Source organism: Laedolimicola sp. (assembly GCF_051972735.1).
Taxonomy (GTDB): Bacteria; Bacillota; Clostridia; order Lachnospirales; family Lachnospiraceae; genus Laedolimicola; species Laedolimicola intestinihominis.
In genome coordinates this window covers 14,680-40,076 of the sequence record NZ_JBOKYU010000021.1, presented here as the reverse complement: position 1 = coordinate 40,076, position 25,397 = coordinate 14,680, and the positions used below count along the sequence as shown (strand labels likewise).

The following is a 25,397-nucleotide window of genomic DNA, read 5'->3' as shown; positions in this document are numbered from 1 at the left end:
GCAGCGGAGCGGTGCAGTCCGAGGAAGTGAAAACCTATTTTTCTCCGGTATCTGCCACCGTTTCAGAGTTCAATTTACATGTGGGCGACACCGTGGAGGCAGGCGACACCTTGCTTACCTACGACAGCGCCGAGCTTGACAGCCTCTACAAGCAGGCGGAGCTCACCGGCAGCGCAGCCAATTACGGATATCAGGATTCCCTTCAGAAGGACAATAAAAACGCGTCCGAATACAACCGTTCCTCTGCGGCGTTGGAAATCATCAATAAGCAGCTGGACGACGAGGATGATAATGTGGATCACCTGAACAGGCGTGTCAACGAGTATACCGGCTATCAGGGAGATTCTTCCAATAAGCTGGCGGAGTTGAAGAGTCAGCAGGACGCGGCGAAAGCAGCGATTGCGGCGTTAGATACAGCTAACCAGACTTTGAAGGACGCAAAGTTCGCGTTGGACAGCTCTACGCTTGCGAAGGACAGCGAAGACTACAAGAAGCTGCAGGACGCTGTGACAGTAGCTCAGAACACTGTAAACGAGGCCGCGCCCGCAGCCCGGCAGGCGCAGACAGATCTGCCGAACATCGAAAAGAGCATCGGAGACGAACAGAACAACTATAACGAAATCGTGAAGAAGCTGGACAGCTATCAGGGACGTTTAAAGGACGCTCAGGAAAATAAGACCAAGCTGGAAACCAGCAAATCCAAAGAGGAAGGCATTCAGGATTCCACCGATGCAGCCAGGCTTTCCGGCGCGGCAAAAAGCCAGCTGGCAGCCCAGAACAGCTTAAGTACGCTGGAGGCCAATATGACCAAGGATGATATCCGGCAGGGCAAGGACGGCATCAAGGCAGATTTCTCCGGCGTCGTGACGAAGGTGGCAGCGGTGGCAGGCGGCCCGGCAGCCAAGGGCGGTGAGCTTCTGACCGTGGCCAGCAGTGAGGCTGTCATCGTGGAAATGAGCATCACCAAATACGATCTGGAGAAAATGGAAGAGGGCCAGAAAGCCACTGTGACGCTGGCAGGCCATACTTACGAGGGCACGGTAACGAAGCTCAGCCGTATCGCCGAGAAAAACGATAAGGGAACCCCGGTGGTTACCGCACAGGTGAAAATTGACAACCCGGACGAGAACATTTATCTGGGACTGGAAGCGAAGGTGAACGTACAGGGCCGATCTGTGAAGGATGTGCTGGTGGTTCCGGCTGAGTGCGTGAACTCCGGCCAGGACGGCGACTTCTGCTATGTGGTCAATGAAAATGGCGTTGTAGAAAAGAAAGAGATTGAAAAAGGACTGGCTTCCGATGACACAGTAGAAATCAAATCCGGCCTGGCGGCAGGCGATAAAGTCATTTCCGGCGGCTTTACCACGGAGATTACCGAGGGAGCCCGTGTGACAGCAGTGGAGGAGTAAGCATGGCACAGCTTTCAGAATATATAAAAATGGCCCTTGACAATATCCGGGCCAACAAGGGACGCTCCTTTCTGACCATGCTGGGAATCATCATCGGTATCTCTTCCGTTATTATGATTATGTCGGTGGGCGGAGGCGCCAAGGCGGAGATGAGCGATACGCTGAACGCCCTGGCCGGAGGGCAGATTTACATAGGGGTAAATGTAGACGGAAGCGGAGAAGCCCAGTATATTACGCCGGAGGATCTGCAGGCGGTGAAGGATAAGGTCTCCCACGTCAAAGGGGTGACGCCCGAGGACAGTATGTACGGCAGTATTCTGACCCCAAAGGGAAGCTTTGAAATGTACGCGACCACCGGAACGGCGGATCTGGAGTACACCCATAATCCCCAGCTGGTGTACGGCCATTATTTCACAGATTCGGACGTGGAGGCTATGAATCTGGTGGCGGTGGTCAGCCAGAATGACGCCGTCAAAATGTTTGGAACCGACGATGTGGTGGGTATGACGGTGGAGGCTACTGTCTACAATGTAACCCAGGAAATCACCATCTGCGGCGTGATGAAGTCAGAACAGGAAAGCGGAATGATGGGAGCCATGATGGGAACGGAAATGTATGTGAATTTTTATATGCCCTACACAGCCAATTACGCCTTTGGCTATGAGCTGGACTCGTTCTATGGTCTGAATGTGATTTCCGAGGGAAGCCAGTATTCCTCCCAGGTGGGTCAGGAGGCCTTAAGTCTTCTGGAAAGCCGCCATCAGGTGCAGGGAGAAAATGCCTTCATGCTCCAGGACGCGGACAGCCAGATAGCCCAGATTACCGGAATGCTGGATATGATTACCGCCTTCATTGCCCTGGTGGCGGCCATCGCCCTGCTGGTAGGCGGGATCGGCGTTATGAATATCATGCTGGTATCGGTTACGGAGCGGACCCGGGAAATCGGTATCCGGAAAGCTCTGGGAGCAAGGACCGGATCTATTATTCTACAGTTCCTGGCAGAGTCGGCGATTATCACCTGCATGGGCGGCGTGATCGGGATCCTGCTGGGGCTTCTGGGAGCCTATGGGCTCTGCGCCCTTCCCATGCTGGGCTTCCGGCCTGCGGTGAGCCCGGTAACCATCGTGCTTGCTACGGTATTTTCCTCCGGTGTGGGTATCTTCTTCGGCCTTTATCCGGCGAAGAAGGCGGCGAAAATGAGTCCCATCGAGGCGCTGCGGCGGGATTAAGGAAAGCAGGCCCCCGGACGGGAATCAAGTGTCAGCCTTCGACAATTTGTCGAAAAATGTCGAAATTTCATCCGGCAGAATTTGAGTTTTCTACTTGAATTCTGCCGGATTCTGTTATATCATAAATCCAACGATTCCTCCGGAATTCACCGGAGTGTCACGGCAGATCGCCGATTTTACCGAAGAAAAATAAGTACAGAAGAAAACAATACAAAATGATGGGAAATGGAGTGGATCAGAGCGTGCGATTTTGTCTGGCGGCCTGTACAGACAAGGGGAAGACCCGCGCAGTCAACCAGGATGCCCTTTTGCTGCAGCAGGCGGTCTGCGGGCGGAAGCGGTATGTGCTGGCGGCGGTCTGCGATGGGCTGGGCGGCCTGGAAAAGGGCGAGCTGGCCAGCAGCGAGGTGCTTCGAAGTCTGGCGGACTGGTTTCACAGCCGCTTTCCGGAGGTACTTATGGCCGGATTTCCGGAACGGGAGCTTTTGGGAGACTGGAAAAATCTGGTACATACGGAAAATGAAAGGCTTCGGACATATGGAGAGAAGCAGGGAATTGTGCTGGGCACCACGCTGACGGCAGCCCTTTTTACCGAAGAAAACTGGTACTGCGTCCACGTGGGCGACAGCCGGTTGTATGAAATTGCGGCAGATACGGCGCGGCAGCTGACCCGGGATCACTCTCTGGCAGCGGAGGCTGTGGAACGGGGATTTATGACCCGGGAGGAAGGGGAAAAGGATCGGAGACGGAGCGTCCTGACCCGCTGCATCGGAGCGTGCCCGGAGACGGTGGCGGAATACCAGAGGGGTACGATCAGGCAGGACGCCATGTACCTTCTGTGCACGGACGGCTTCTGGCACGGCAATGCGCCGGAACGTCTGGCAGCGGATTTCTCTCCGGAGCTTCTCACCGGGGAAAGGCAGATGCAGAGGGCCGCAAAAAGGGTGACGGCCCGGAACCGGAGACACGGGGAGAAGGATAATATTTCCGCCCTGCTGGTGCGTCCGCAGGAAGGCGGGAAAGCCGGGAAAAGAGGAAGGCTATGTTGGAAATCGGAACGGTCATAGGCGGCAAATATAAGATTCAGAGCGTCCTTGGCCGGGGCGGCATGAGCGTGGTCTATCTGGCGGTCAATGAAAAAGCCAATAAGCCCTGGGCGGTCAAGGAGCTGGTCCGGAAAGAGTTTCAGGAGCTGGAGACGGAACGAAAGGAAATCGCGCTAATGAAGCGTCTGAAAAATCCCCATCTGCCCAGCATCGTGGATGTGATTGAACAGGGAGAGCGCTTGTTGATTGTCATGGATTATGTGGAAGGACAGACGTTGGAAGCAATGCTTCGGGAGCAGGGGGCCCAGCCGGTGGAACGGGTACTGGACTGGGCCGGACAGCTCTGTCAGGTACTGACTTATCTTCACAGACAGTCGCCGCCTGTCATATACCGGGATATGAAGCCTTCCAACGTAATGCTTAAGCCGGACGGAACCATTGTGCTGATTGATCTGGGGGCGGCCCGGGAATTCCGACCGGAGCTTTCGACGGACACGGTGGCGCTCGGAACCTGCGGCTACGCGGCGCCGGAGCAGTATGAGGAGGGGCAGAGCGACGCCCGGACGGATATCTACTGTCTGGGTGTCATGCTGTTTCAGCTGCTGACCGGGGAAGGTCCCTACAGACTGCAGCCGCTGCGCGCCCTGAGGGCGGAGATCCCGGCGGGTCTGGAGGCCATTGTAGAGCGGTGCGTACAGAAGGAAAAGGCGGGGCGTTATCAGAGTGCGGAAGAATTATCTTACGCGCTGCGTCATTACTGGGAGCAGGACGCGGCGTATCGGATGGAACAAAAGAAAAAGCTGCGGCGGTTTGCGGTGGTTCTGGGACTGACATTCCTGCTGGGCGTCAGCGCGGCGGCGTCCGGGGCAGCGGAACGGCAATTGCGGCGGGACAGCTACGGTGCCTGGCTTCTGGCAGCAGGGAACGCCACAAAAAAAGAGGAGGAGCTGGCAGCCTGTGAAAAAGCCATTTCCCTGGACCCGAAGCGCGCGGATGGGTGGATGACGCTGCTGGAGGATGGCTTTCTGGATGATCAGCTCCTGACAGCAGCAGAGAGCGAGCGGCTGCGGGGACTGCTGATTCGCTATGAAGGAGATGGAAAAACCTGGGAGCAGCTGTTCCGGGAAAATAAAAGGGGCTATGCGGAATTTGCCTATCAGGCAGGGATTGCCTATTTTTATAAGTATGAGGAGAACGCAGGAAAAAAGAATGCGCGGATCTGGCTGAAAGCGGCGGCTGATTCAGGAAAACTGAACGCCTGGCAGGAGGGACGGGCGGAGAGGCTCTATGCGATCGCCGATTATTATACCCGGATTGGTCAGGCCGACGAGGCGGGGGACGATCTGATTTCCTATGGACAGTACTGGGCGGATCTGTCGGCCCTGACCCGGGGCAATCTGGTGGCGGAGGATAATGCACGAACGGCGCTGGTGATGTACCAGGAGCTGGTAGGACAGATCATCACCCGGGGAGCGGAATTTCAGAAGGCAGGTGTGGAACGTGAGGAGCTTGAGTCAGCCCTTCTGGAGATCGGAAAAAGGCTGGGAACGGATTTTGGAGAGCTTTCGGATGTGGAGCAAAAGGCGATAGCGGCGGAAAAGCAGGAACTGACGGACATGATCCGGAAGGCAGAGCGGCTGCTGGAATCGGTTTACGGAGGCAGAAAATCAGGAGGTTGAATATGGGAGAGGTCATGACGCGCCTGCAAGTATTTCACAGGCTTGGGTTGTTTTTGGGAATCGCCGCAGGCATGTCGTTTATTGGAACGGCGGCCCTGTTTGTGCGCTGGGAGATCGGCCCGGCCATAGCCTGCCTTGCGGGCTTTCGGGGACAGCGGCGATTTGGCAGGAGACGGGAGAAAATGGGTATGGAAAAGACAGAACTGCTTGTAAATAAAGAAGTTTCGGAGGCGGAATTTCGCGTAGAGCGGGAGCAGCTGGTGATTCACTGCCGGGAGCGGATAGGAGGAGAACATTGAAAAAGAGGATAAGGGGAACGTTCCTGCCGGTACTGGGGCTTGGTCTGTGGCTGGGGCTTGGAGCTGCGGCCTGGGCGGAGGAGACTGACGCGGTGGAGGACCTGCAGGGCCCGAAGCTGCGGGAGCTGACCATAGAAGGCACGCCGGTCAGGCAATTCCGGACGGAAGCAGGAGAGACGACGCTTTACAGAAATCTGGAAGGCGCAGACGTGCGGATAAGCTTCTGTATTGAGGATGAAAGGGAAAACTGGAACGCGGAGGCTGTAAAGGTGACGGTGCTTGACGCACAGGGAGAGCGGATTGTCCGGGAGGGATGCCTGGGGGATTCAGAGATTGTCTGGGAAGAAACAGCGGCCTCTTATCTTCACCGGGGCAGCCTGGAATTTGACGGAGAGCCGGGCGTGGAGGGTGTCTATCAGGCGGTCCTTAGCTATATCGGTGAAAATGGTGTCGGTCTGGAGGAGACAGGAAGCGTCGAAAGCGAACCTTTCATCCTGGATCATCAGGGGCCGAAGCTTCAGGTGACATATACGGAACCGGTGCGGACGCTGGCAGCGGATGGAACGGATCTGGCAGCAGGTGACGCGCCGACGAAGGACTGCACCGCTTATTATAACCGGGATGTGGAAGTAAGCTTCGTGATAGAAGAGACCTACGCGGTTCCGATTCTGACGGGGGGACGGCTGACCGGACTGGCGGATCTGGATATCCGGCTGGATGGAAAAACGGCGGACCTACAGTGGGAGCAGGCCGGCCTGCATCGTTATACGGGGACCTGCAGAGTCTTGGCGGAGCAGGTATACCGCTTCCATGCGGCCTGCCGGGATGCGGCGGGCAATCCGATGCGGGCGGGAAATGCGCTGGTTCAGGCCGGAATGCAGGAGGACGAATATGAAGGGCATCGCCTGCTGATAGATCGGACAGCGCCGAAGGTGGCAGTCTCGGTGGCGGGAAAGCCGGTGGCGATACATAAGGGACGCAGTTACTATGCGGAAGATACGCTCCTTCAGATTACGGTGGCGGATGAAAATCTGCGCCTTCGTGAAGTGCGGGCGGAGATACTCAGAATGCAGGCGGAGGACAGCAGCGGCATGGCCATAGCCGGGACAGCGGCCTGGAATACGGCGGAGCAGTGGAAGGAGCGGGAGTTGATTTCCGGCAGCCGGACACTGGAGCTTCCCCTGACGACGGAGGCAAATTATGGAATTCCCATGAACATTACGGATCTGGCCGGTAATCAGGCGGTCTGGGCGGAAGGGGAAGAATGCCGGGGAGCAATCGGAGATTACCGGGTGAAGGTGACGATAGATAAGACAGCCCCGGATGAACTGAAGCTGACCGGAGAGTCTGCGTCTTACCTGCCTTACGAGCCTTATGGCTGGCTTTTTTCTGCACAGTCCGTAAGCTTATGTGCGAAAGCCCGTGACGGCATGGCGGGTATTCAGAAAATCCGCTATACTCTGACGGACGTGGAGGGAGCGGTCACAGTGCGGGAGCAGAGCTTTGAACCTGCGGCGACGGAAAGCTTTGAACTGACTCTTCCGGTTTCGCAGGAAACAGCAGATTTCAGGGGAACCGTGCAGGCAGAGGTCTGGGACTGGACAGGTCGTAAATCTGAAAAGACCCTGAGCTGCGGCGTCGAGAGCGCGGAAACACACGAAAAATCCGCAGAAGCCCGGCTGGCCATATGCACAAAGCCCGGCCGCATTGTGGATGGACAGGCCTATTATAATACGGACGTGGAACTGGACGCATTCCTGGCGGATCGTTTCACAGGCCTGCGGGATTGGATTATCCGGGCGGACGGACAAATCCGCAGCGAAAAGAAATATCTGTCGGAGCTTACTTATGAAGCGACAGAAACCATGAAGCTGCGGGCTGCGGACTATAATCACAATGACGTAAAGGTACAGGCAGAGCTCACAGACAACGCAGGATACGAAAGCAGGGCGGAGATAAGCTGCAATATCGATGTGACAAAGCCGGAGATTACCGTAACCTATGATTTGAATACTCCGATCAGGGAAACCTGTTACCGGGAACCCCGGACAGCTACGATTACCATCAAAGAACGTAATTTCGACCCGCGGGACGTAGAATTCCGGATTACCAATGGGGATGGCCCGGTGCCGGCGCCGGGGCCCTGGACACACAGCGGCAGCGGTGACGAAATGACGCATACCTGTCAGCTTGTATTTGAGGCGGACGGAGCGTATACCTTTCATGTGAGCTTTCAGGATCTGGCCGGCAACCGGGCGGATTACGATCGGACGGACGCCTTTGTCATCGATCGCACGCCGCCGGAGCTTACCGTTGCCTGGGACAATACCGACGTACAGAACGGCTTCTATTATAAAGAAGCCCGCACCGCGCGGCTGACGATCCGGGAAAAGAATTTCGACGAGAAAGCCATTCAGATCCGAACGCAGGTGGAGGAAGAAGGGGAAGAACCGGAGCTGTCCGCCTGGAGTCACAACGGGGAACTGCATACGGCAAGACTCCATTTTCAAAAGGACGGGGCCTACGCTTTCTGTGTGACCGGAAGGGATCTGGCGGATAATGAGCTGCCCTTATGGGAATCGGAACGCTTTGTGCTGGATCAGACGCCGCCGGAGCTTACCATTTTTGATATTCTGGACCATTCCGCCAATAACGGCGCTGTGCGTCCGGGCATCCGAAGCATGGACAGATATTATGATCCGGAGGGAGAGAGTATTACCCTGACCGGTTATCATAACGGTGATATGAAGCTGGTCGGAAAGCTGAGCCGCAGTGAAAATGGCATGGAATACAAGCTGGATGATATTCCCATGGAGCAGAAATGGGATGATATGTATATACTGAAGGCGGTTGCAGCTGATCTGGCAGGCAATCGTAAGGAAGAGACAGTCACCTTTTCTGTAAACCGCTGCGGCTCTGTCTATACTCTGGGCGAGGCCACAGAAAGGCTGGCGGGCGAACAGGGGAGCTATTACACCCGGGAAGAACCGGAGCTTGTGATTCTGGAGACCAATGTGGACGCTCTGACACTCCGGGAGATTACCAGCAGTCACGACGGGGAGCTTAAAAGCCTGAAGGAAGGAACGGATTATCAGGTGAGCAGAAGCATGGAGACAGGCTGGCAGCAGTATACCTACCGGATTGCGAAAGAAAATTTCACCGGGGAGGGTGTCTATGCAGTAACCCTGTATTCCGAGGATCAGGCTTCCAATGTCTCCGACAACCGCAGTAAGGGCAAACGGCTGGAATTTGCCGTGGACAAGACGCCGCCGGTGATTCTGGTTTCCGGTGTAGAGGAGAAGGGCCGTTATCAGGAGAGGCATCGGACAGTGCTGCTGGATGTACAGGACAATCTGGGAATGCGGGAGCTTCAGGTCGGACAGGCCGGGAGTGTTCGTGTATACACAGCCGAAGAATTGCGGGAGAACGACGGCAGAATGGAACTTACGCTCAATAGCGCCGACGACTGGCAGGAGCTGACAGTGCAGGCGGTGGATCTGGCAGGAAATCAGGCAGAGATAACGCCGATCCGTTTTCTGTTGACGCCCGACAGCCGCATTCAGGCAGAGCAGAGCAAAAAACCGCAAATGGCTGGACGCACCGGTGATTCAGGCTTGACAATACTTCTGTTTGGCGGTATGATAGCAACGGTTCTGATTGGCATCCGGAGACGGCGAAAAAAGATCAGAATCAGGGAAAATAATAGTTGACACAGGAATTTCCATGTGTTAATATATCATGGTGACAGAAAGCAGAGTATCCACTCTCACCTTAGCGCAGACGGCGACTCGGGTTTATAATTATCGAAGATATCGACAGGAATACAGGTCGTGTAAAGAGATATTTAAGTGGATGGTCTGACTATCCACTTTTTTAGTTTTTTTCTTTCTTAGAAGGAGGGCACTACAATTAGCGATTTAATGATTAACGAACAGATCCGGGATAAGGAGATTCGCCTGATTGGCGCTGACGGAGAGCAGCTTGGCATCATGTCTGCAAGAGATGCGATGAAGATTGCCCGGGAAGCAGAACTGGACCTGGTGAAGATTGCACCGACGGCGAAGCCGCCTGTATGCAAGATCATTGATTACGGCAAGTACAAGTACGAGCAGGCGAGAAAAGAAAAGGAAGCCAAGAAGAAGCAGAGAACCATTGAGATCAAGGAAGTTCGTCTGTCACCGAATATCGAGGAGAACGACCTGAATACGAAGGTGGGAGCTGCAAAGAAGTTCATCCAGAAGGGTGACAAGGTAAAGGTAACCTTACGTTTCCGCGGAAGAGAGATGGCCCATGTGCAGAAGACAAAGCAGATTCTCGACGTATTTGCAGAGAAGATGTCCGACGTTGCTGTAGTGGAGAAGGCTCCGAAGATGGAAGGCCGTCAGATGATGATGTTTCTGGCAGAGAAGCGTCAGTAAAATTTTGAAATCAACCGCGCAGGCGGCAATGATTTGATAGAAATTTGGAAAAGGATACTAGGATAGGAGGAGTATATAAAATGCCAAAAATTAAGACAAGCAGAGCAGCTGCAAAGCGTTTCAAAGTAACAGGTACAGGCAAACTCAAGAGAATGAAAGCTTATAAGAGCCATATCTTAACCAAGAAATCTCAGAAGAGAAAGAGAAATCTCAGAAAAGCTACCATTACGGACGCAACCAACGTAAAGAGCATGAAGAAGATTCTGCCGTATCTGTAAGTCACAGATTAAGCGGAAGTGAGAAGTTTCAAGGAGGAAAGAAGAAATGGCAAGAATTAAAGGCGGTTTAGGCGCTAAGAAAAGACATAACAGAGTATTAAAGCTCGCTAAGGGTTATAGAGGAGCAAGAAGCAAGCAGTATCGTGTAGCAAAGCAGTCCGTGATGAGAGCACTGACCAGCTCCTACGCAGGAAGAAAAGAGAGAAAGCGTCAGTTCCGTCAGCTTTGGATCGCACGTATCAACGCTGCAGCACGTCTGAACGGACTTTCCTACAGCAAGTTCATGTATGGACTGAAGCAGGCTGAGGTTGAGCTGAACCGTAAGGTACTGGCTGACATGGCAGTAAATGATCCGGCTGGATTCGCTACTCTGGCAGAAGTTGCTAAGAGCAAGCTGGCATAAGACCGAAGAAACAGAGCGCATGATGCAGCCATAGGCTGCGCATAGCGCTCTTTGTTGTTGAGAATAATTAGCATCAGGAAAGCATGTTTGCTGGTGCCGTAAGATCTGGAGGTAAAGAAAATGACAGAGATTACTATTATTTCCGGTTTCCTGGGAGCCGGAAAAACAACACTGATTAAAAAGCTTCTGGAAGAAGTATTCAAGGGCGAGAAGATCGTACTGATTGAGAATGAGTTCGGTGAGATCGGCATCGACGGAGGCTTTCTGAAGGAGGCCGGCGTACAGGTAAATGAGATGAATTCCGGCTGCATTTGCTGTTCTCTGGTAGGAGACTTTGGAACTGCGCTGAAGGAGGTTATTGATACCTATGCACCGGATCGCATCCTGATCGAGCCGTCAGGTGTTGGCAAGCTGTCTGACGTTATGAAGGCAGTCCAGAATGTGGCGGGCCACATGGATGTACACATCGACAGTTCTATCGTTGTTGTAGACGGCAAGAAGTGTAAGATGTACATGAAGAACTTCGGCGAGTTTTTCAACAACCAGGTAGAGCATGCGGGTACCATCGTACTGAGCCGTACCCAGAGCATGACCGAGGAGAAGCTTGCAGAGGCGGTAAAGATGCTGCGTGAGCATAATGACAAGGCTACTATGATCACCACTCCCTGGGAGCAGCTGAACGGCAAGCAGATTCTGGACGCCATGAAGCATGCGGAGCTGGATATGGGCGACCTGGATCAGGATGATGACGACCATGAGCACCATCACGACCATGATCACGAGCATGAACATCATCATGACCACGATCACGAGCATCATCATGATCACGACCATGATCACGGCGAGGGCTGCACCTGCGGCTGCCACGATCATGATCACCATCATCACGATCACGACGGCCATCACCATGCAGACGAAGTATTTACCAGCTGGGGCGTAGAGACCCCGAAGCGCTTCAGCCGCGAAGAACTGGAGAAGATTCTGGAGACACTTAGCAAATCCGGTCTGTACGGTCTGATTTTACGTGCCAAGGGTATCATTCAGAATACGGATGGAAGCTGGATGGAGTTTGACTTCGTACCGGAGGAGTATGAGATCCGCGAGGGTAATCCAGATTACACCGGACGTCTCTGCGTCATCGGTTCTCTGCTTGATGAGGATGGTCTGAAGGAACTCTTCGGAGTATAATGAGGAAGATAGTATGGCAAATAAAATCCCAATTTATATGGTAAATGGCTTTCTGGAGAGCGGAAAGACCACATTTATACAGGAGACCCTGTCCGACCCCTATTTCTCCGACGGTGGCAAGACCCTGCTTATCGCCTGCGAAGAGGGTGAGGAGGAGTATGACCTGCATGTGCTGGAGTCCTATGACACCACACTGGTGACCATCGAGGGCAAGGCGGAGTTTACTGCCGAGTTCCTGGAGGAATGCCAGAAGAAGTACAAGCCCAGTCAGGTTATGATTGAGTGGAATGGCATGTGGGGCATGCAGCTGTTCCGGGAAATGCGTTTCCCGAAGGGCTGGTTCCCGGCCCAGGGCATTACCCTGGTGGACGCAGGCACCTTTGACCTGTATATGCAGAACATGAAGTCTCTGTTTATGGATATGGTACAGGATTCCGATCTGGTTATCTTTGACCGTTGTGTGGAGGGTACAAAGGCGGCGTCCTATAAGCGCAACATTCGTGCCGTGAATCCCCGGGCCCAGGTGGAATTCGAGCAGGAGGGCGGCGAGCCCTTCGAGTTCGAGGATGAGCTTCCTTTCGACCTGAACGCGGATATCATCGACATCAGCGACATTGATTACGGTATCTGGTATGTGGATGCCATGGATCACCCCGAGCGCTACGATGGCAAGACCATCCGGTTCAAGGGCCGCGTCATGAAGCCGCGCCGGATGACTCCGGGCTATTTCGTACCGGGCAGAAAAGCCATGACCTGCTGTGCCGACGACACCGTATTCTTAGGCTTCCTGTGTCGCAGCCACAATGTGGATAAGCTGAAAAATGGCCAGTGGCTGACTGTGACCGCGAAGGTCTATGTGGAGAAGCGGGACGAGTATTCCGGCGAGGAAGGACCGGTGCTTTATACCAAGGCGCTGAAGTCTGCGGAGCCCCCTGAGGAAGAGATGGTATATTTCTAAAGAAAAACGTTTCAAAAAACAAAATTTTGTGTAAATTAGGACTTTACAGGAAATATTTTTTCTGGTAAGATAAGTCCAACGGTAAACAAGGCGGTTTGCGAGGAGCAAGCCGTCTTTTCTTATTTTTGTGGCAGCGGACCGGGCGAGGAGGAAGAAGTATGGACAACATTGATTTAAGCATTTTGAAATGTCTGAAGGATAATTCCAGACAGACGGCGTCAACCATCAGTCAGACCATCAACCTGTCTGTATCGGCGGTAATAGAGCGGATTCGGAAAATGGAAGCGAAGGGCGTCATTCAGCAGTACACGGTGGTGCTGGACGAGAAGCAGCTGGGCAATGACCTGACCGTATTTATCTCTGTGCGTCTGGAACACCCCAAATACGGAAAAGAATTTGCGGAAGCGGCCTACGCCCATAACAATGTGGCGGAGTGCTATTATATCGCGGGAGATGTGGATTATCTGCTGAAGATCGTGACAGACTCTTCCAAGAGCCTGGAAATCATACACCAGGATATCAAGGAAATGCCCGGTGTAGCCTGGACCAAGACCTTATATGTGCTGTCTACAATTAAAAATGATGTATCTGTACTGCCCGGGGAACTGTAAGGTCCCCGGGTTTTTTGTGAAATAGGAAATTCCGATAGAATTCCCTATTCCCAAAAAATATTATCGCACTGCGGCGGAATGATTCTATTTTATGCTGAAAGACTTGACACTTTGTGAAAGTTGGAATATGCTCATAGAACGGGCATCTATATTCAGAAAAAGGGAAAGAGGAATTGCCGTGAGAGAGATCAAAGCAGGCGAGTACTATCGCCATTTTAAAGGCGGCCAGTATCAGGTGACAGCCATTGCGCGGGACGCGGATACGGAAGAGAAGGTAGTCGTGTATCAGGCACTGTACGGAGAGGAAGAATTCTGGGTGCGCCCCTACGAAGAGTTTGCAAGCGAAGTGGACAGGGAGAAGTATCCGGACGCAGAGCAGACCTGGCGCTTTGAAAAAATCGAAGAACCACAGCAGATGAATCCGCTGCTGCTTCGTTTCCTGGAGGCAGAGAGCTACCGGGACAAGCTGGAGCTGTTTCAGGCCTGGGAGGCCTATGCGGACGAACAGCTTCTGGAGAGCATCGCAGTGTCTCTGGATATTACGCTGGGACAGGGTACTGTCCGGGATAAATATCGGGAGATTCTGAACTGTCTGAAGACCATGGAGCACTTCGAGACAGACCGGTTTCGATAAGAGGGAGAGAAAGACATGGATATTGTAATCATCGGGGACGGAAAAGTGGGACATAAGCTTGCCATGCAGCTGTCCGGTGAAAAATACAATGTGACACTGATTGACAAAAGTGAACGAAAGCTCAGGGACGCGGTCAATGAGATGGACGTATCCTGTGTGGTGGGCGATGGAGCCAGCGCGGATATTCAGCGTCAGGCGGACGTGCCGGGGGCGGATCTGGTGATTGCCTGCGCGTCCACAGACGAGATGAATCTGTTCTGCTGCCTGCTGGCCAGAAAGCTGGGAGCCAAGCAGACCATCGCCCGTGTGCGGAATCCGATTTATCATAATCAGATCGATTTGCTGAAGGAGGATCTGAAGCTGAGTATGGCGGTAAATCCGGAACGGGCCCTGGCGGGGGAGATATCCCGGGTTCTGATCTTCCCGTCTGCGGCGAAGCTCGAGACCTTCGTAAAGGGCCGGGTCGAGCTGGTGGAGGTGACCTATCCGTCTCACAGCTCCATCGATGGTCTTTCTTTAAGCGAGTTATATAAAAAGCATCAGATCAAAATGCTGGTCTGTGCGGTGCAGCGGGACGGAGCGGTCTATATTCCCGATGGTAATTTTGTGCCTCAGCCCGGCGACAAGATCAACATCACAGCTTCCCATCCGGAGATTGAGAAGTTCCTGAAGCTTACCAAGGGTATCATCAGCAAGGCTAAAAATGTCATGATCTGCGGCGGCGGTCGGGTGGCCTATTATCTGGGCAGCCAGCTTCTGGAGCTTGGTATGCAGGTCAAGATTATAGAGGTGGACGAGAAGCGCTGCATGGAGCTCTGCGATCTGCTTCCCAAAGCGACGATTATCCATGGCAATGCCACCGATCACGAGCTTCTGGAGGAGGAAGGAATTTCCAAGGCGGACGCCTTTGTAACCCTGACCGGTATGGATGAGGAAAATATCATCATGTCCATGTACGCGAAGAGCCGTCATGTGCCGAAGGTTGTCACCAAGGTCAACGACGATGGTCTGCAGAGCATGGTGGATCAGCTGGGCATGGAGAGCGTGGTTTCCGCGAAGAACGTTACGGCCAACGTGATTACCAGCTATGTGCGCGCCATGCGGAATTCCATGGGAAGCGCCAATGTGGAGACAGTGTATAAGCTGATTGGCGGCAAGATCGAGGCGCTGGAGTTCCGGATCCGGGAGAAAACCAGGTACACCGGCATTCCGCTGAAGAATCTGAAGCTGAAGAGTAACCATCTGGTAGCCTGCATTGTGCGGAACCGCCGTACCATCATACCTGGCGGAAATGATACGCTGGAGGTGGGCGATAATGTCATTGTCATTTCCATGGAGCAGGGTCTCGAGGATTTGCAGGATATCATGCGCTAGTGGGGGAAAGCTATGAATTACGGAATGATAAGATACATCGTGGGGAAAATGCTTCTGATAGAAGGTTTTCTGCTGCTTTTCCCGGCCTTTGTGTCATTTTTATATGGGGAAATGGAAGGTATCAGCTTCCTGCTGACTGCGATGCTCCTGCTCCTGGTATCGTTTCTGGGCTCCCGAAAGCCGGAGAATACGGCCATTTACGCCAAGGAGGGGTTCCTTATCGTGGCACTGGCCTGGGTTCTGTGGTCGGTATTCGGCGCGCTGCCTTTCCTGCTTTCGGGCTGCATCCCCCGGTTTGAAGATGCGTTCTTTGAGGTGGTGTCGGGCTTTACGACCACGGGCTCCACGATTTTAAGAGATATTGAGGGGCTGCCCAAGTGCATGAATTTCTGGCGCTGCCTGACCCACTGGGTGGGCGGCATGGGCGTGCTGGTATTCGTCATGGCGGTGCTCCCCTTAAGCAATAAGAATTCCATGTTCCTGATGCGTGCGGAGATACCGGGACCCACCTGCGATAAGCTGGTGCCCAAGGCGCGTACCACGGCGCGGATTCTGTACACCATGTATCTGGGGCTGTCTGTGGCAGAGGTCATTTTCCTGCTGGCAGGCGACATGAATCTGTACCAGGCAGTGATTCACACCTTCAGTACAGCCGGAACCGGAGGCTTCTCCGACCGGAACGCCAGCGTGGCGGCTTTTAACAGTGCTTATATCGACGGTGTCATTACCGTTTTCATGCTGCTGTTCGGTATTAATTTTAACCTGTATTTTCTGCTGCTCATGAAGAACGTCAAGGGCTTCTTTAAAAATGAGGAGCTGCGGAATTATCTGGGAATCGTGGCGGCGGCCATCGTGCTGATCACGATTAATATTATGAATCTGTACGGCGGTGTGCTGCACGCCTTCCGCTATGCAGCCTTCCAGGTGGTATCGGTTATCACGACCACCGGCTTTGTGACGGCCAATTTTGATCTGTGGCCGGAATTTTCCAAAACCATTTTGCTGATGCTGATGGTAGTGGGAGCCTGCGCCGGAAGCACGGGCGGCGGTATGAAGGTATCACGTATTATGATTCTGGGCCGGACCATCACCAAGGAGATGCGGCAGATTCTGCATCCCAAGTCAGTCAATGTGGTAAAACTGGATGGCAAGCGCCTGACGGATGAGGAGACCCATGGGGTCTATGTGTATACTATCTGCTATTTTGTGATCTTAGGTGTGTCTGTACTGCTGATTTCGGTGGATAACTTTGATTTTACCACGAACTTTACGGCCGTATTGACTACCCTGAATAACGTGGGACCGGGTCTGGCGAAGGTGGGACCGGTGGAGAATTTCTCCGCGTTTTCCTGCTTTTCGAAGATTATCTTAAGTTTGGATATGCTCATAGGACGCCTGGAGATTCTGCCGATTATGATGCTGCTGGCGCCGGTGACCTGGCGGAAGAAGTTTTAAAAGCATCTGTTACTATGAAAATGGAAAGTGGCGCGGGAAGCTGGTATTTCCGGAAATTCTGTGCTAGAATAAAGCTTATGAGTAAAAGGGAAAGAAGGTATCTTTATGTCTGAAAAATCATGCAGCAATACAAGCTGCGATAAATCAAGCTGCGAGGGATGTCCCAGCAAGGCAAAGGAGCAGCAGCCCCAGAGCCTGCAGGCAGAGTGCAACGAATATAGCTGTGTGCGCCGGGTTATCGGCGTAGTCAGCGGCAAGGGCGGCGTAGGAAAATCCATGGTGACCGCTTCTCTGGCCAACGAACTGGCGGCGAAGGGCTATCAGGTGGGTATCCTGGACGCGGATATTACAGGACCGTCCATTCCGAGAATGTACGGCGTTCATGGCGCTGCGGAAGCGAGTGATATGGGAATTGAGCCGCGAATGACAAAAAATGGAATTAAGCTCATGTCCATGAATCTGCTGCTGCCCACTGAGGACACTCCGGTTATCTGGAGAGGCCCCATCATTGCCAATATTGTAAAGCAGTTCTGGACCGACGTCATCTGGGGCGATCTGGATTATCTGCTGGTGGATATGCCGCCCGGAACCGGCGATGTACCCCTGACTGTATTCCAGTCCCTGCCGGTCAGCGAGATTGTAGTCGTGACCTCTCCCCAGGATCTGGTACAGCTGATCGTGAAGAAGGCGCTGAGTATGGCAGATCAGATGAAGATTCCGGTAAAGGGTGTGGTGGAGAATTATTCCTGGCTGGAGTGCCCGGACTGCGGAAAGAAGCTGTATCCCTTCGGTAAGAGCCATCTGGAGGAAATCGCAGGCGAGGAGAAGCTGCAGATCATCGGACGCATTCCCATGAAGCCGGAATTCGCCGAGGCTGCGGATGCGGGTGAATTTGATAAGGTGAGAAATCCTTATCTGGATGTGGATTTTGAATAGGAAAATCAAAAGAAATGTGGAAAAGGATTCGCCGGGACTTGGGAAAGACCGGCGAATCCTTTTGGATACCCGAAAATCTGGAGATAAAAGAGAAAGGGAACAGAATGGAGCGCAGAGAGATTTATACGAAGATCACAGGAAAGGCTGAGACCATGAAACAGGAGCTGGTGAAGATCCGGAGGGATTTTCATCGCTATCCGGAGCTTGGCTGGATGGAAATGCGGACATCCTCTATCATTGCATCTTATTTGAAAAGAGTTGGCTGTGACGAGGTGCTGGTGGGACGCGATGTATGTCTGGACGAAGCGCGGATGGGAGTGCCCTCCGAAGAGGAACTGGATCAGCATTATGCGGAGGCTGCAGCCTGGGAGGGAACGGAGCCGGAATACCTGCCGGAGACAAAAGGAGGCTTTACCGGTGTCATCGGAATCCTTCACTGCGGGAAAGGACCGACAGTGGCCTTCCGATTTGATATCGATGCCCTTCCGGTGTTGGAATGCGGCGAGGAAAGCCATTATCCGGAGAAAGAGGGCTTTGCATCCTGCAATACCGGTGTCATGCATGCCTGCGGCCATGACGGTCATACGACGGTAGGTCTGGGAACTGCAAAGATCCTCTGTGAGCTGCGGGAACAGCTTCACGGAACGGTGAAGTTTATCTTCCAGCCAGCGGAGGAAGGCGTGCGCGGCGCGAAGTCTATTGTGGAGCACGGACATCTGGACGATGTGGATTATGTGCTGGGTGCCCATATGGGAGGCGGACCGGAGCAGAAGGAAGCAGCCATCGGAATCGGCGGCGGCGAGAGTCTGGCTACTGTAAAGTATGATGTGGAATTTTATGGAAAAGGCTCCCATGCGGCGGCTTCTCCGGAAGAAGGAAAAAACGCTATGCTGGCCATGGCTACGGCGGTATTGAACCTGCACGCCATTCCCCGGAGCGGTAAGGGAGATACCCGGGTAAATGTGGGAAAGGTGGTTGCGGGAACCGGACGGAATATTATCTGTGAGCATGCGCACATGGAGATGGAAGTCCGGGGCATGACCACGGAGGCCAATACCTATATGAAGGAGTACGCGGAGCGGATTATCCGCAGCGCAGCCGAAATGCACGACTGTACCTGCGAGATGAAGCTGATGGGCGCGGCCATGAATGGAATCAATGATGATGCGCTGGCGGATCGGCTGGCGAAGGTTTGTGAGGAGGATTTGCATCTGCCGGTGGTTCGGCTGAAGAAGGGCGGAGCCGGAGGCAGTGAGGATTATTCTTATATGTCGGAACGGGTGCAGAGCCATGGCGGGCAGTCCTGCTATTTTATGAATCTGAGCTGCTGCACAGGAACGCTTCATAACGAACGGTTTAATTTCCGGGAGGAAGCCCTTGTCAATGGGGTGAAGGCCTTCTGCGGAATTGCGGTTGATCTGCTACAATGAAAACGGGCGGGCCGGGACTATGTAGTTATCCGGTGTACAGCGTTTTAGCGGACACTGTGGGACACCTGCGGACCTCGTGTCCGTGGGTGGCACATAGCGTCCGCTAAACGATGAACACGGATAACAACATCGCCCCGGCCCTGGTTTTGGAGACGCAAAGAGAGCGTCTCTTTTTTTACTGGGGAAAACTTGCACTTGCATCCCTGTTAGATATGTGATATAGTGAAACAAACATATGTTTCGAACATACATTCGAAAAACAAGATGCAAGTGAGGTTTTTACCATGACGTTTGTTCAGGGACGGGCGGATTTGCCTGTGATGGAGAAGCTGCGGATTCTGGCGGATGCGGCAAAGTATGATGTGGCCTGTACCTCCAGCGGGGTGTCCAGAGGGAATTCCGGGCAGGGAATCGGTAATTGTATGGAGGCGGGGATTTGTCACAGCTTTGCGGCGGATGGGCGGTGTATTTCGCTTCTGAAGATTCTGTTTACCAATGAGTGTATTTTTGACTGTAAGTATTGCCTGAACCGGCGGTCCAATGATGTGCAGCGGGCATCTTTTACGCCGGATGAGGTCTGTGAGCTGACCATGGAGTTTTACCGGCGGAATTATATTGAGGGGCTTTTTTTGAGTTCGGGGATTGTAAGGAGTCCGGATTATACGATGGAGCTGTTGTATGAGACGCTTCTGAAGCTTCGGCGGCAGTATCATTTTGGCGGGTATATTCATGTGAAGGCGATTCCGGGGGCGGATCCGCTTTTGATTGAGCAGACAGGGTTTCTGGCAGATCGGATGAGTGTGAATCTGGAGCTCCCTACGGCGGAGGGGCTTCGGACACTGGCCCCGGCCAAGTCCCGGGAGAAGATTCTGACTCCTATGCGGCAGATTCAGAATGGACGGCTGGAGTTTGGAGAACGGCTGCTTGGCAGGGAGAGCGGTGGCGCGGTGGGTGACGCGGGCGGCGGTTGTGGACTACAGCAGATGAAGGGCAGCGGTACGGCGGTTCTGGCTGAACGGCGCAGACGGAGGGCGGCGTTTGTCCCGGCGGGGCAGTCGACTCAGATGATCATCGGGGCCACGCCGGAGAATGATTTTCAGATTATATCGGTGGCGGAGTCTTTGTATCGGAAGTTTGATTTGAAGCGGGTATTTTATTCGGCTTTTGTGCGGGTAAATGATGACAGTCTTTTGCCGGATTTGCCGGGCGGACCGCCGCTTCTTCGGGAACACCGGCTGTATCAGGCGGACTGGCTGCTGCGGTTTTACGGTTTTGAGGCCGGGGAGCTTCTTTCGGAGGAGCGGCCCAATTTTAATGTGCTTCTGGATCCCAAGTGCGACTGGGCGCTCCGGCATCTGGAAGCGTTCCCAGTGGAGGTGAACCGGGCTTCTTATGAGATGCTTCTTCGGGTGCCGGGGATCGGGGTAAAGTCGGCGCTGCGGATTGTGAAGGCCAGGCGGCTGGGGACAGTGGATTTCGCGGATCTGAAGCGGATGGGTGTGGTGCTGAAGCGGGCGCTTTATTTTATTACCTGTCGTGGTAAGACCATGTATCCCATTCGGATTGAGGAGGATTTTATTACCCGTAATATTCTGGATGTGAAGGAGCGGCTGCCCTATGGTATCAGCGGAGACGTGACGTATCGGCAATTGTCGTTGTTTGATGATTTTCAGGTGCCGCAGCCGGATGCATTCCGATTGCAGGCGTAAGGTGCAAAGCTTATGGGATGCAGCAGGATTTGAGGTGGGAAGGATCAGTATGACAATTTTTGTATGTGAGGACAGTCTGGACGGGATTCTGACCGGGGTATATGACGCCTGGGACAGTCGTCTGGGGCACAGCCGGGTGAAGCTTAAGACAGTGGATGTGGATACCTACGAGCTGTTCTGCGAGTACCGGGATGTAAAGACGGATATGGAAAAAGCGGAGAAGGTATTGCGGACAGTGTTTCATCGGATGGGCGAGGAGGCCGGGGAGGCCATCTGTTATGCCTGCGCCTGCCCCCATCCGGACAAGGCGGACGCCATCTACCGGCTGATTGCGCGGGGACTTTCCATGACGGACGGCACGAAGGCGATATATTATTTGCAGGACAGCTCTGTATCCCTGGTTATGAAGCTGCGACAGAAGGCCTGGCATGAGGCACACCGGATGTTGGGTTTTCTGCGCTTTGAGGAATTATCGGGCGGCGTACTGTATGCGCAGATGGAGCCGCCCTATGCGGTGTTGCCGTTGATTGCGCCCCATTTTGCGGATCGGCTCCGGCAGGAAAACTGGATTATTCATGATTTGAAGCGGGGGCTTCTGGCGCTTCACCGGGCCGGAGGCTGGTGGGTGCTGACGGACGATCAGGAACTGAATCGGGAATTCCTGGCGGGGCGTTCAGAGCGTGAGGAGAAGTTTCAGATGCTCTGGAAGACTTTTTGCCGGGCCATTGCCATTGAGGAGAGAAGAAATCCCTGCTGTCAGCAGACGCTGCTGCCCTGTCGGTTCCGGCCACATATGAATGAATTTCAGACAGCCGGAGAAAATAACAGATAAAAAGTATGAAAAAAAGTACAAAAATACAGCCCTAAAATAAGCCCGCTGTGTCGCCTGTTGAATTGACACTGTAAAAAAATCATAGTACACTGTATACAGAAATCAGTAATAAAAATCCTGCATCCGGGTAATAATCAAGATTAAATTATAAAAGAGACGCGGGCAGCAGGACTTTCACAGGCAGGAGAAAAGAAAATGAGTGACGTACGGGTAATCAAAGCCGCGCTTCTGGGCGCGGGAACTGTCGGAAGCGGTGTGTATGACATTTTGCAGTGGCAGAAGGATGAGATGCCGAAGAAGCTTGGCGCAGTGGTGGAGCTGAAAAAGATTCTGGTTCGCAATACAAAGAAGCCAAGAGAGGGCATGGACAGCAGTCTTTTTACCGACAACTGGAAGGAGATTCTGGACGATCCGGAGATAGAGATTGTCATCGAGGTTATGGGCGGTATCGAACCGGCGAAGACTTATATTACGGAGGCACTTCATGCTGGAAAGCATGTGGTGACGGCCAATAAGGATCTGCTGGCGGAGCATGGAAAAGAAGTGTTGGACGCGGCGGAAGAGCATGGCTGCGATCTGATGTTTGAGGCGGCTGTGGCAGGCGGCATTCCGATTATCCGTCCGCTGAAGCAGTGTCTGGCGGCCAATCACCTGACTGAGGTCATGGGTATCGTCAACGGAACTACGAATTATATTCTGACGAAGATGACGAAGGATCATATGGAATTTGCGGACGCGCTGGCGCTGGCGACAGAGCTGGGTTACGCGGAGGCGGATCCCACAGCGGATATTGAAGGCTATGACGCAGCCCGTAAGGTGGCGATTATGGCGTCTATCGCGTTTAATTCCCGTGTGACCTTCTCGGATGTGTATACACAGGGTATCACGAAGATTACGGCGGCAGATATTGCCTATGCCACGGAGATGGGCATGGTTATTAAGCTTCTGGGTGTGGCGCGTAATACGGATACCGGCATTGAGGCGGGGGTATACCCGATGCTGATTCCGGCAGATCATCCGCTGGCCGGCGTTAATGATTCCTTTAATGCGGTCTTTGTACACGGCGATGCTGTAGACGACGCCATGTTCCAGGGACGCGGAGCAGGAAAGCTTCCTACCGGCAGCGCGGTAGCCGGGGATATCTTCGAGGTGGCCCGGGATATCGTGGCAGGCAGCACCGGAAGAATCAACTGTACCTGCTATAAAAATCTGCGGATTAAGCCGGTGGATGAAGTGCAAAACCGCTACTTCATGCGTATGGAAGTGGAGGACAGACCGGGTGTACTGGCTGCTATTGCATCGGTGTTCGGCAACAATCATGTGAGCATCGCCCAGGTAATCCAGAAGAGTGTCGGCGAGGGTACCGCAGAACTGGTTATCATTACCGATCAGGTGGAAGAACGTCATTTCAAGGATGCCCTTCTGGTGATGAACGAGATGTCTATTGTAAAAGAGATTCCTTCCGTTCTTCGCGTATATGCGCAGAGTGAATAAGAAAAAGCGGAGAGGGAACAGAGGCAGGGAATGAAAAAGACACTGACTTTACTGGACAAAGCGATTATATTTGCCACGAAGGCTCATTCAGGAACCAGGCGAAAGGGCACTAACGTGCCGTATATCGTACATCCCATCGAGGCAGCGGCCATCGTATCAGCCATGACAGACGACGAGGAAGTTATTGCGGCTGCCGTGCTCCACGACGTCATTGAAGACACGGATGCTACGGAGGAAGACCTGTATGCCCGGTTCGGCAGACGCATTACCGAACTGGTACTGAATGAGAGTGAGGACAAGCGGAGAACCCTTCCGGCGGCACTGACCTGGAAGACCAGAAAACAGGAGACCATCACCTTCCTGGAGACCGAAGCCGACCGGGACGCCAAGATGCTGGCCCTGGCGGACAAGCTTTCGAACCTGCGGGCGATACATCGGGATCAGTGCATCATCGGCGATAAAATCTGGGAGCGTTTCAACGAGAAGAATAAAGAAATGCATGCCTGGATGTACCGTTCCATTGCGAAAGCTTTGGAAGAATTGAAGGATCATCCTACCTGGCAGGAATACAATCGCCTGGTGACAGAAGTATTTGGCGAAGAAAAGAGTATTGACAAAACAGACGAAAAAGGATAATCTGCTACAGAGATATCTGTAGTATGATGAATACTGCGAAAAGTATCTACAGGCAGCAATAAGTGAACGAGGAGGATCAAGATGAAACCGTACCGCGAATTAACCAAAGAGGAACTTGTGCAGCTGAAAACAGAGTTGGAGACAAAGTATAAAGAAGCCCAGGCAAAAGGTTTACATCTGGATATGTCCAGAGGAAAGCCAAGCGCAGATCAGCTCGACCTGTCCATGCCCATGCTGGACGTGCTGAATAGCCAGAGCGACCTGAAAGACGCTACAGGACTGGATTGCCGCAACTACGGTGTGCTGGACGGACTGAAAGAAGCAAAAGAACTGCTGGCGGGCATGACAGGCGTATCCGCCGACAACGTCATCGTCTATGGCAATGCCAGCCTGAACATCATGTATGACACGGTAGCGAGAGCCATGATGCATGGTATCCTGGGACATACTCCCTGGTGCAAGCTGGACAAAGTAAAATTTCTGTGTCCGGTACCGGGTTATGATCGTCACTTCGCCATCACCGAATCCTTCGGAATTGAGATGATCAACATCCCGATGACCGTAACCGGACCGGATATGGATATGGTAGAAGAACTGGTCAATAACGACCCGGCAGTCAAAGGCATTTGGTGTGTGCCGAAGTACTCCAATCCTCAGGGCATCACCTACTCGGATGAAACCGTACGCCGCTTCGCAAACCTGAAGCCTGCAGCAGAGGATTTTCGTATCTTCTGGGATAACGCGTACTGCGTACATCACCTGTATGATGACAGGCAGGATGAGATCCCAGAGATCTTAAGCGAGTGCGCCAAGGCAGGCAACCCGGATATGGTATTTGAATTCTGCTCCACATCCAAGATCAGCTTTCCGGGCTCTGGTATCTCCTGCATTGCCACATCCGAGAACAATATCAAAGATATCAAGAAGCAGATGACCATCCAGACCATCGGTCATGACAAGCTCAATCAGCTGCGTCACGTACGCTTCTTCAAGGACATCGACGGAATCAAAGCCCACATGCGTAAGCATGCAGTCATTCTCCGTCCGAAATTCGAAGCAGTACTGGATACCCTGGACAGAGAGCTTGGCGGCCTTGAGATCGGAACCTGGGTACGCCCCAACGGCGGTTACTTCATCTCCTTTGAGGCCATGGAAGGCTGTGCAAAAGCTATCGTGGCCAAGTGTAAGGAAGCAGGCGTTGTCATGACCGGTGCAGGCGCCACCTACCCGTACCACAACGACCCGAAGGACAGTAACATCCGTATTGCCCCGTCCTTCCCCACCACGGAAGACCTGGCCGCAGCCGCAGATCTATTCGTCCTCTGTGTAAAGCTGGTAAGCGTAGAAAAGCTTCTCGAGACGAAATAAATTAGATATAT

At 53.2% G+C, this 25,397-nt stretch carries 22 protein-coding genes; all 22 read left to right on the top strand.

The window, feature by feature from the left end; all coding sequences use genetic code 11:
* A partial coding sequence (locus ACTRC3_RS06755; protein WP_440322483.1) for an efflux RND transporter periplasmic adaptor subunit occupies positions 1-1,409 on the top strand: 1,409 nt, incomplete at its 5' end.
* A 2-nt stretch (positions 1,410-1,411) separates the two neighbouring features.
* Positions 1,412-2,638 (top strand): ABC transporter permease, encoded by a 1,227-nt coding sequence (locus ACTRC3_RS06750; protein WP_440322481.1) that lies wholly within the window; start codon positions 1,412-1,414, stop codon positions 2,636-2,638.
* Between the two features lie 215 nt (positions 2,639-2,853).
* A complete protein-coding gene (locus ACTRC3_RS06745; protein WP_440322479.1) occupies positions 2,854-3,705 on the top strand; it encodes a PP2C family protein-serine/threonine phosphatase in 852 nt (283 codons plus the stop codon).
* Positions 3,681-5,363, top strand: coding sequence for a serine/threonine protein kinase (locus ACTRC3_RS06740; RefSeq protein ID WP_440322477.1), 1,683 nt, complete (start codon positions 3,681-3,683; stop codon positions 5,361-5,363). Before ACTRC3_RS06745 ends, ACTRC3_RS06740 begins: the two co-directional genes overlap by 25 nt.
* Positions 5,364-5,365: 2 nt before the next feature.
* The gene (locus tag ACTRC3_RS06735) at positions 5,366-5,662 is read left to right on the top strand and encodes a hypothetical protein (protein ID WP_178040068.1); all 297 of its coding nucleotides are present in this window, start codon (positions 5,366-5,368) and stop codon (positions 5,660-5,662) included.
* The gene (locus ACTRC3_RS06730; RefSeq protein ID WP_440322475.1) at positions 5,659-9,372 is read left to right on the top strand and encodes an Ig-like domain-containing protein; all 3,714 of its coding nucleotides are present in this window, start codon (positions 5,659-5,661) and stop codon (positions 9,370-9,372) included. The genes ACTRC3_RS06735 and ACTRC3_RS06730 overlap by 4 nt, the downstream gene beginning before the upstream one ends.
* Positions 9,373-9,582: 210 nt before the next feature.
* Positions 9,583-10,080, top strand: a complete 498-nt coding sequence (gene infC, locus ACTRC3_RS06725) for a translation initiation factor IF-3 (protein WP_178040066.1) — start codon at positions 9,583-9,585, stop codon at positions 10,078-10,080.
* A gap of 80 nt (positions 10,081-10,160) precedes the next feature.
* Complete coding sequence (gene rpmI / locus ACTRC3_RS06720) at positions 10,161-10,358, top strand: 50S ribosomal protein L35 (protein ID WP_087165851.1); 198 nt, start codon at positions 10,161-10,163, stop codon at positions 10,356-10,358.
* Between the two features lie 46 nt (positions 10,359-10,404).
* Positions 10,405-10,761, top strand: coding sequence for a 50S ribosomal protein L20 (rplT, locus tag ACTRC3_RS06715; RefSeq protein ID WP_158363222.1), 357 nt, complete (start codon positions 10,405-10,407; stop codon positions 10,759-10,761).
* Between the two features lie 120 nt (positions 10,762-10,881).
* Positions 10,882-11,949 (top strand): CobW family GTP-binding protein, encoded by a 1,068-nt coding sequence (locus ACTRC3_RS06710; protein WP_440322472.1) that lies wholly within the window; start codon positions 10,882-10,884, stop codon positions 11,947-11,949.
* 13 nt (positions 11,950-11,962) lie between these two features.
* On the top strand, positions 11,963-12,907 hold the full coding sequence (locus ACTRC3_RS06705; protein ID WP_440322470.1) for a TIGR03943 family putative permease subunit: 945 nt from the start codon (positions 11,963-11,965) through the stop codon (positions 12,905-12,907).
* A gap of 158 nt (positions 12,908-13,065) precedes the next feature.
* The gene (locus ACTRC3_RS06700) at positions 13,066-13,518 is read left to right on the top strand and encodes an Lrp/AsnC ligand binding domain-containing protein (protein ID WP_178040063.1); all 453 of its coding nucleotides are present in this window, start codon (positions 13,066-13,068) and stop codon (positions 13,516-13,518) included.
* A 178-nt stretch (positions 13,519-13,696) separates the two neighbouring features.
* Positions 13,697-14,152, top strand: coding sequence for a DUF1653 domain-containing protein (locus tag ACTRC3_RS06695; RefSeq protein ID WP_440322468.1), 456 nt, complete (start codon positions 13,697-13,699; stop codon positions 14,150-14,152).
* A gap of 15 nt (positions 14,153-14,167) precedes the next feature.
* Positions 14,168-15,526 carry a Trk system potassium transporter TrkA gene (gene trkA, locus ACTRC3_RS06690; protein ID WP_440322466.1) on the top strand — a complete coding sequence of 453 codons (1,359 nt, stop codon included), beginning with the start codon at positions 14,168-14,170 and terminating at the stop codon, positions 15,524-15,526.
* Between the two features lie 12 nt (positions 15,527-15,538).
* Entirely contained in the window at positions 15,539-16,981 is a 1,443-nt protein-coding gene (locus ACTRC3_RS06685; protein ID WP_440322464.1) for a TrkH family potassium uptake protein, read from the top strand.
* Between the two features lie 105 nt (positions 16,982-17,086).
* The gene (locus ACTRC3_RS06680) at positions 17,087-17,917 is read left to right on the top strand and encodes an Mrp/NBP35 family ATP-binding protein (RefSeq protein WP_440322462.1); all 831 of its coding nucleotides are present in this window, start codon (positions 17,087-17,089) and stop codon (positions 17,915-17,917) included.
* A 104-nt stretch (positions 17,918-18,021) separates the two neighbouring features.
* Entirely contained in the window at positions 18,022-19,347 is a 1,326-nt protein-coding gene (locus ACTRC3_RS06675) for an amidohydrolase (RefSeq protein ID WP_440322460.1), read from the top strand.
* A gap of 284 nt (positions 19,348-19,631) precedes the next feature.
* Positions 19,632-21,056, top strand: coding sequence for a putative DNA modification/repair radical SAM protein (locus ACTRC3_RS06670; protein WP_440322459.1), 1,425 nt, complete (start codon positions 19,632-19,634; stop codon positions 21,054-21,056).
* Between the two features lie 49 nt (positions 21,057-21,105).
* Entirely contained in the window at positions 21,106-21,888 is a 783-nt protein-coding gene (locus ACTRC3_RS06665) for a TIGR03915 family putative DNA repair protein (RefSeq protein ID WP_440322458.1), read from the top strand.
* A 195-nt stretch (positions 21,889-22,083) separates the two neighbouring features.
* Positions 22,084-23,382: a homoserine dehydrogenase gene (locus tag ACTRC3_RS06660; RefSeq protein ID WP_440322457.1), complete on the top strand. Its 1,299-nt coding sequence runs from the start codon at positions 22,084-22,086 to the stop codon at positions 23,380-23,382.
* Positions 23,383-23,412: 30 nt separating this feature from the next.
* A complete protein-coding gene (locus tag ACTRC3_RS06655; protein ID WP_440322455.1) occupies positions 23,413-24,018 on the top strand; it encodes an HD domain-containing protein in 606 nt (201 codons plus the stop codon).
* An 81-nt stretch (positions 24,019-24,099) separates the two neighbouring features.
* Positions 24,100-25,386 carry an aminotransferase gene (locus tag ACTRC3_RS06650; RefSeq protein WP_440322453.1) on the top strand — a complete coding sequence of 429 codons (1,287 nt, stop codon included), beginning with the start codon at positions 24,100-24,102 and terminating at the stop codon, positions 25,384-25,386.
* Positions 25,387-25,397 lie beyond the last annotated feature (11 nt).

Bases quoted from the DNA above. Each gene is read 5' to 3' on its own strand.
- ACTRC3_RS06750 (WP_440322481.1), top strand. From the start codon at position 1,412: ATGGCACAGCTTTCAGAATATATAAAAATGGCCCTTGACAATATCCGG.
- infC (WP_178040066.1), top strand. From the start codon at position 9,583: ATGATTAACGAACAGATCCGGGATAAGGAGATTCGCCTGATTGGCGCT.
- ACTRC3_RS06735 (WP_178040068.1), top strand. From the start codon at position 5,366: ATGGGAGAGGTCATGACGCGCCTGCAAGTATTTCACAGGCTTGGGTTG.
- ACTRC3_RS06675 (WP_440322460.1), top strand. From the start codon at position 18,022: ATGGAGCGCAGAGAGATTTATACGAAGATCACAGGAAAGGCTGAGACC.
- ACTRC3_RS06710 (WP_440322472.1), top strand. From the start codon at position 10,882: ATGACAGAGATTACTATTATTTCCGGTTTCCTGGGAGCCGGAAAAACA.
- ACTRC3_RS06660 (WP_440322457.1), top strand. From the start codon at position 22,084: ATGAGTGACGTACGGGTAATCAAAGCCGCGCTTCTGGGCGCGGGAACT.
- trkA (WP_440322466.1), top strand. From the start codon at position 14,168: ATGGATATTGTAATCATCGGGGACGGAAAAGTGGGACATAAGCTTGCC.
- ACTRC3_RS06700 (WP_178040063.1), top strand. From the start codon at position 13,066: ATGGACAACATTGATTTAAGCATTTTGAAATGTCTGAAGGATAATTCC.
- ACTRC3_RS06705 (WP_440322470.1), top strand. From the start codon at position 11,963: ATGGCAAATAAAATCCCAATTTATATGGTAAATGGCTTTCTGGAGAGC.
- ACTRC3_RS06665 (WP_440322458.1), top strand. From the start codon at position 21,106: ATGACAATTTTTGTATGTGAGGACAGTCTGGACGGGATTCTGACCGGG.
- ACTRC3_RS06685 (WP_440322464.1), top strand. From the start codon at position 15,539: ATGAATTACGGAATGATAAGATACATCGTGGGGAAAATGCTTCTGATA.
- rplT (WP_158363222.1), top strand. From the start codon at position 10,405: ATGGCAAGAATTAAAGGCGGTTTAGGCGCTAAGAAAAGACATAACAGA.
- ACTRC3_RS06655 (WP_440322455.1), top strand. From the start codon at position 23,413: ATGAAAAAGACACTGACTTTACTGGACAAAGCGATTATATTTGCCACG.
- ACTRC3_RS06745 (WP_440322479.1), top strand. From the start codon at position 2,854: ATGATGGGAAATGGAGTGGATCAGAGCGTGCGATTTTGTCTGGCGGCC.
- ACTRC3_RS06650 (WP_440322453.1), top strand. From the start codon at position 24,100: ATGAAACCGTACCGCGAATTAACCAAAGAGGAACTTGTGCAGCTGAAA.
- ACTRC3_RS06670 (WP_440322459.1), top strand. From the start codon at position 19,632: ATGACGTTTGTTCAGGGACGGGCGGATTTGCCTGTGATGGAGAAGCTG.
- ACTRC3_RS06740 (WP_440322477.1), top strand. From the start codon at position 3,681: ATGTTGGAAATCGGAACGGTCATAGGCGGCAAATATAAGATTCAGAGC.
- ACTRC3_RS06680 (WP_440322462.1), top strand. From the start codon at position 17,087: ATGTCTGAAAAATCATGCAGCAATACAAGCTGCGATAAATCAAGCTGC.
- rpmI (WP_087165851.1), top strand. From the start codon at position 10,161: ATGCCAAAAATTAAGACAAGCAGAGCAGCTGCAAAGCGTTTCAAAGTA.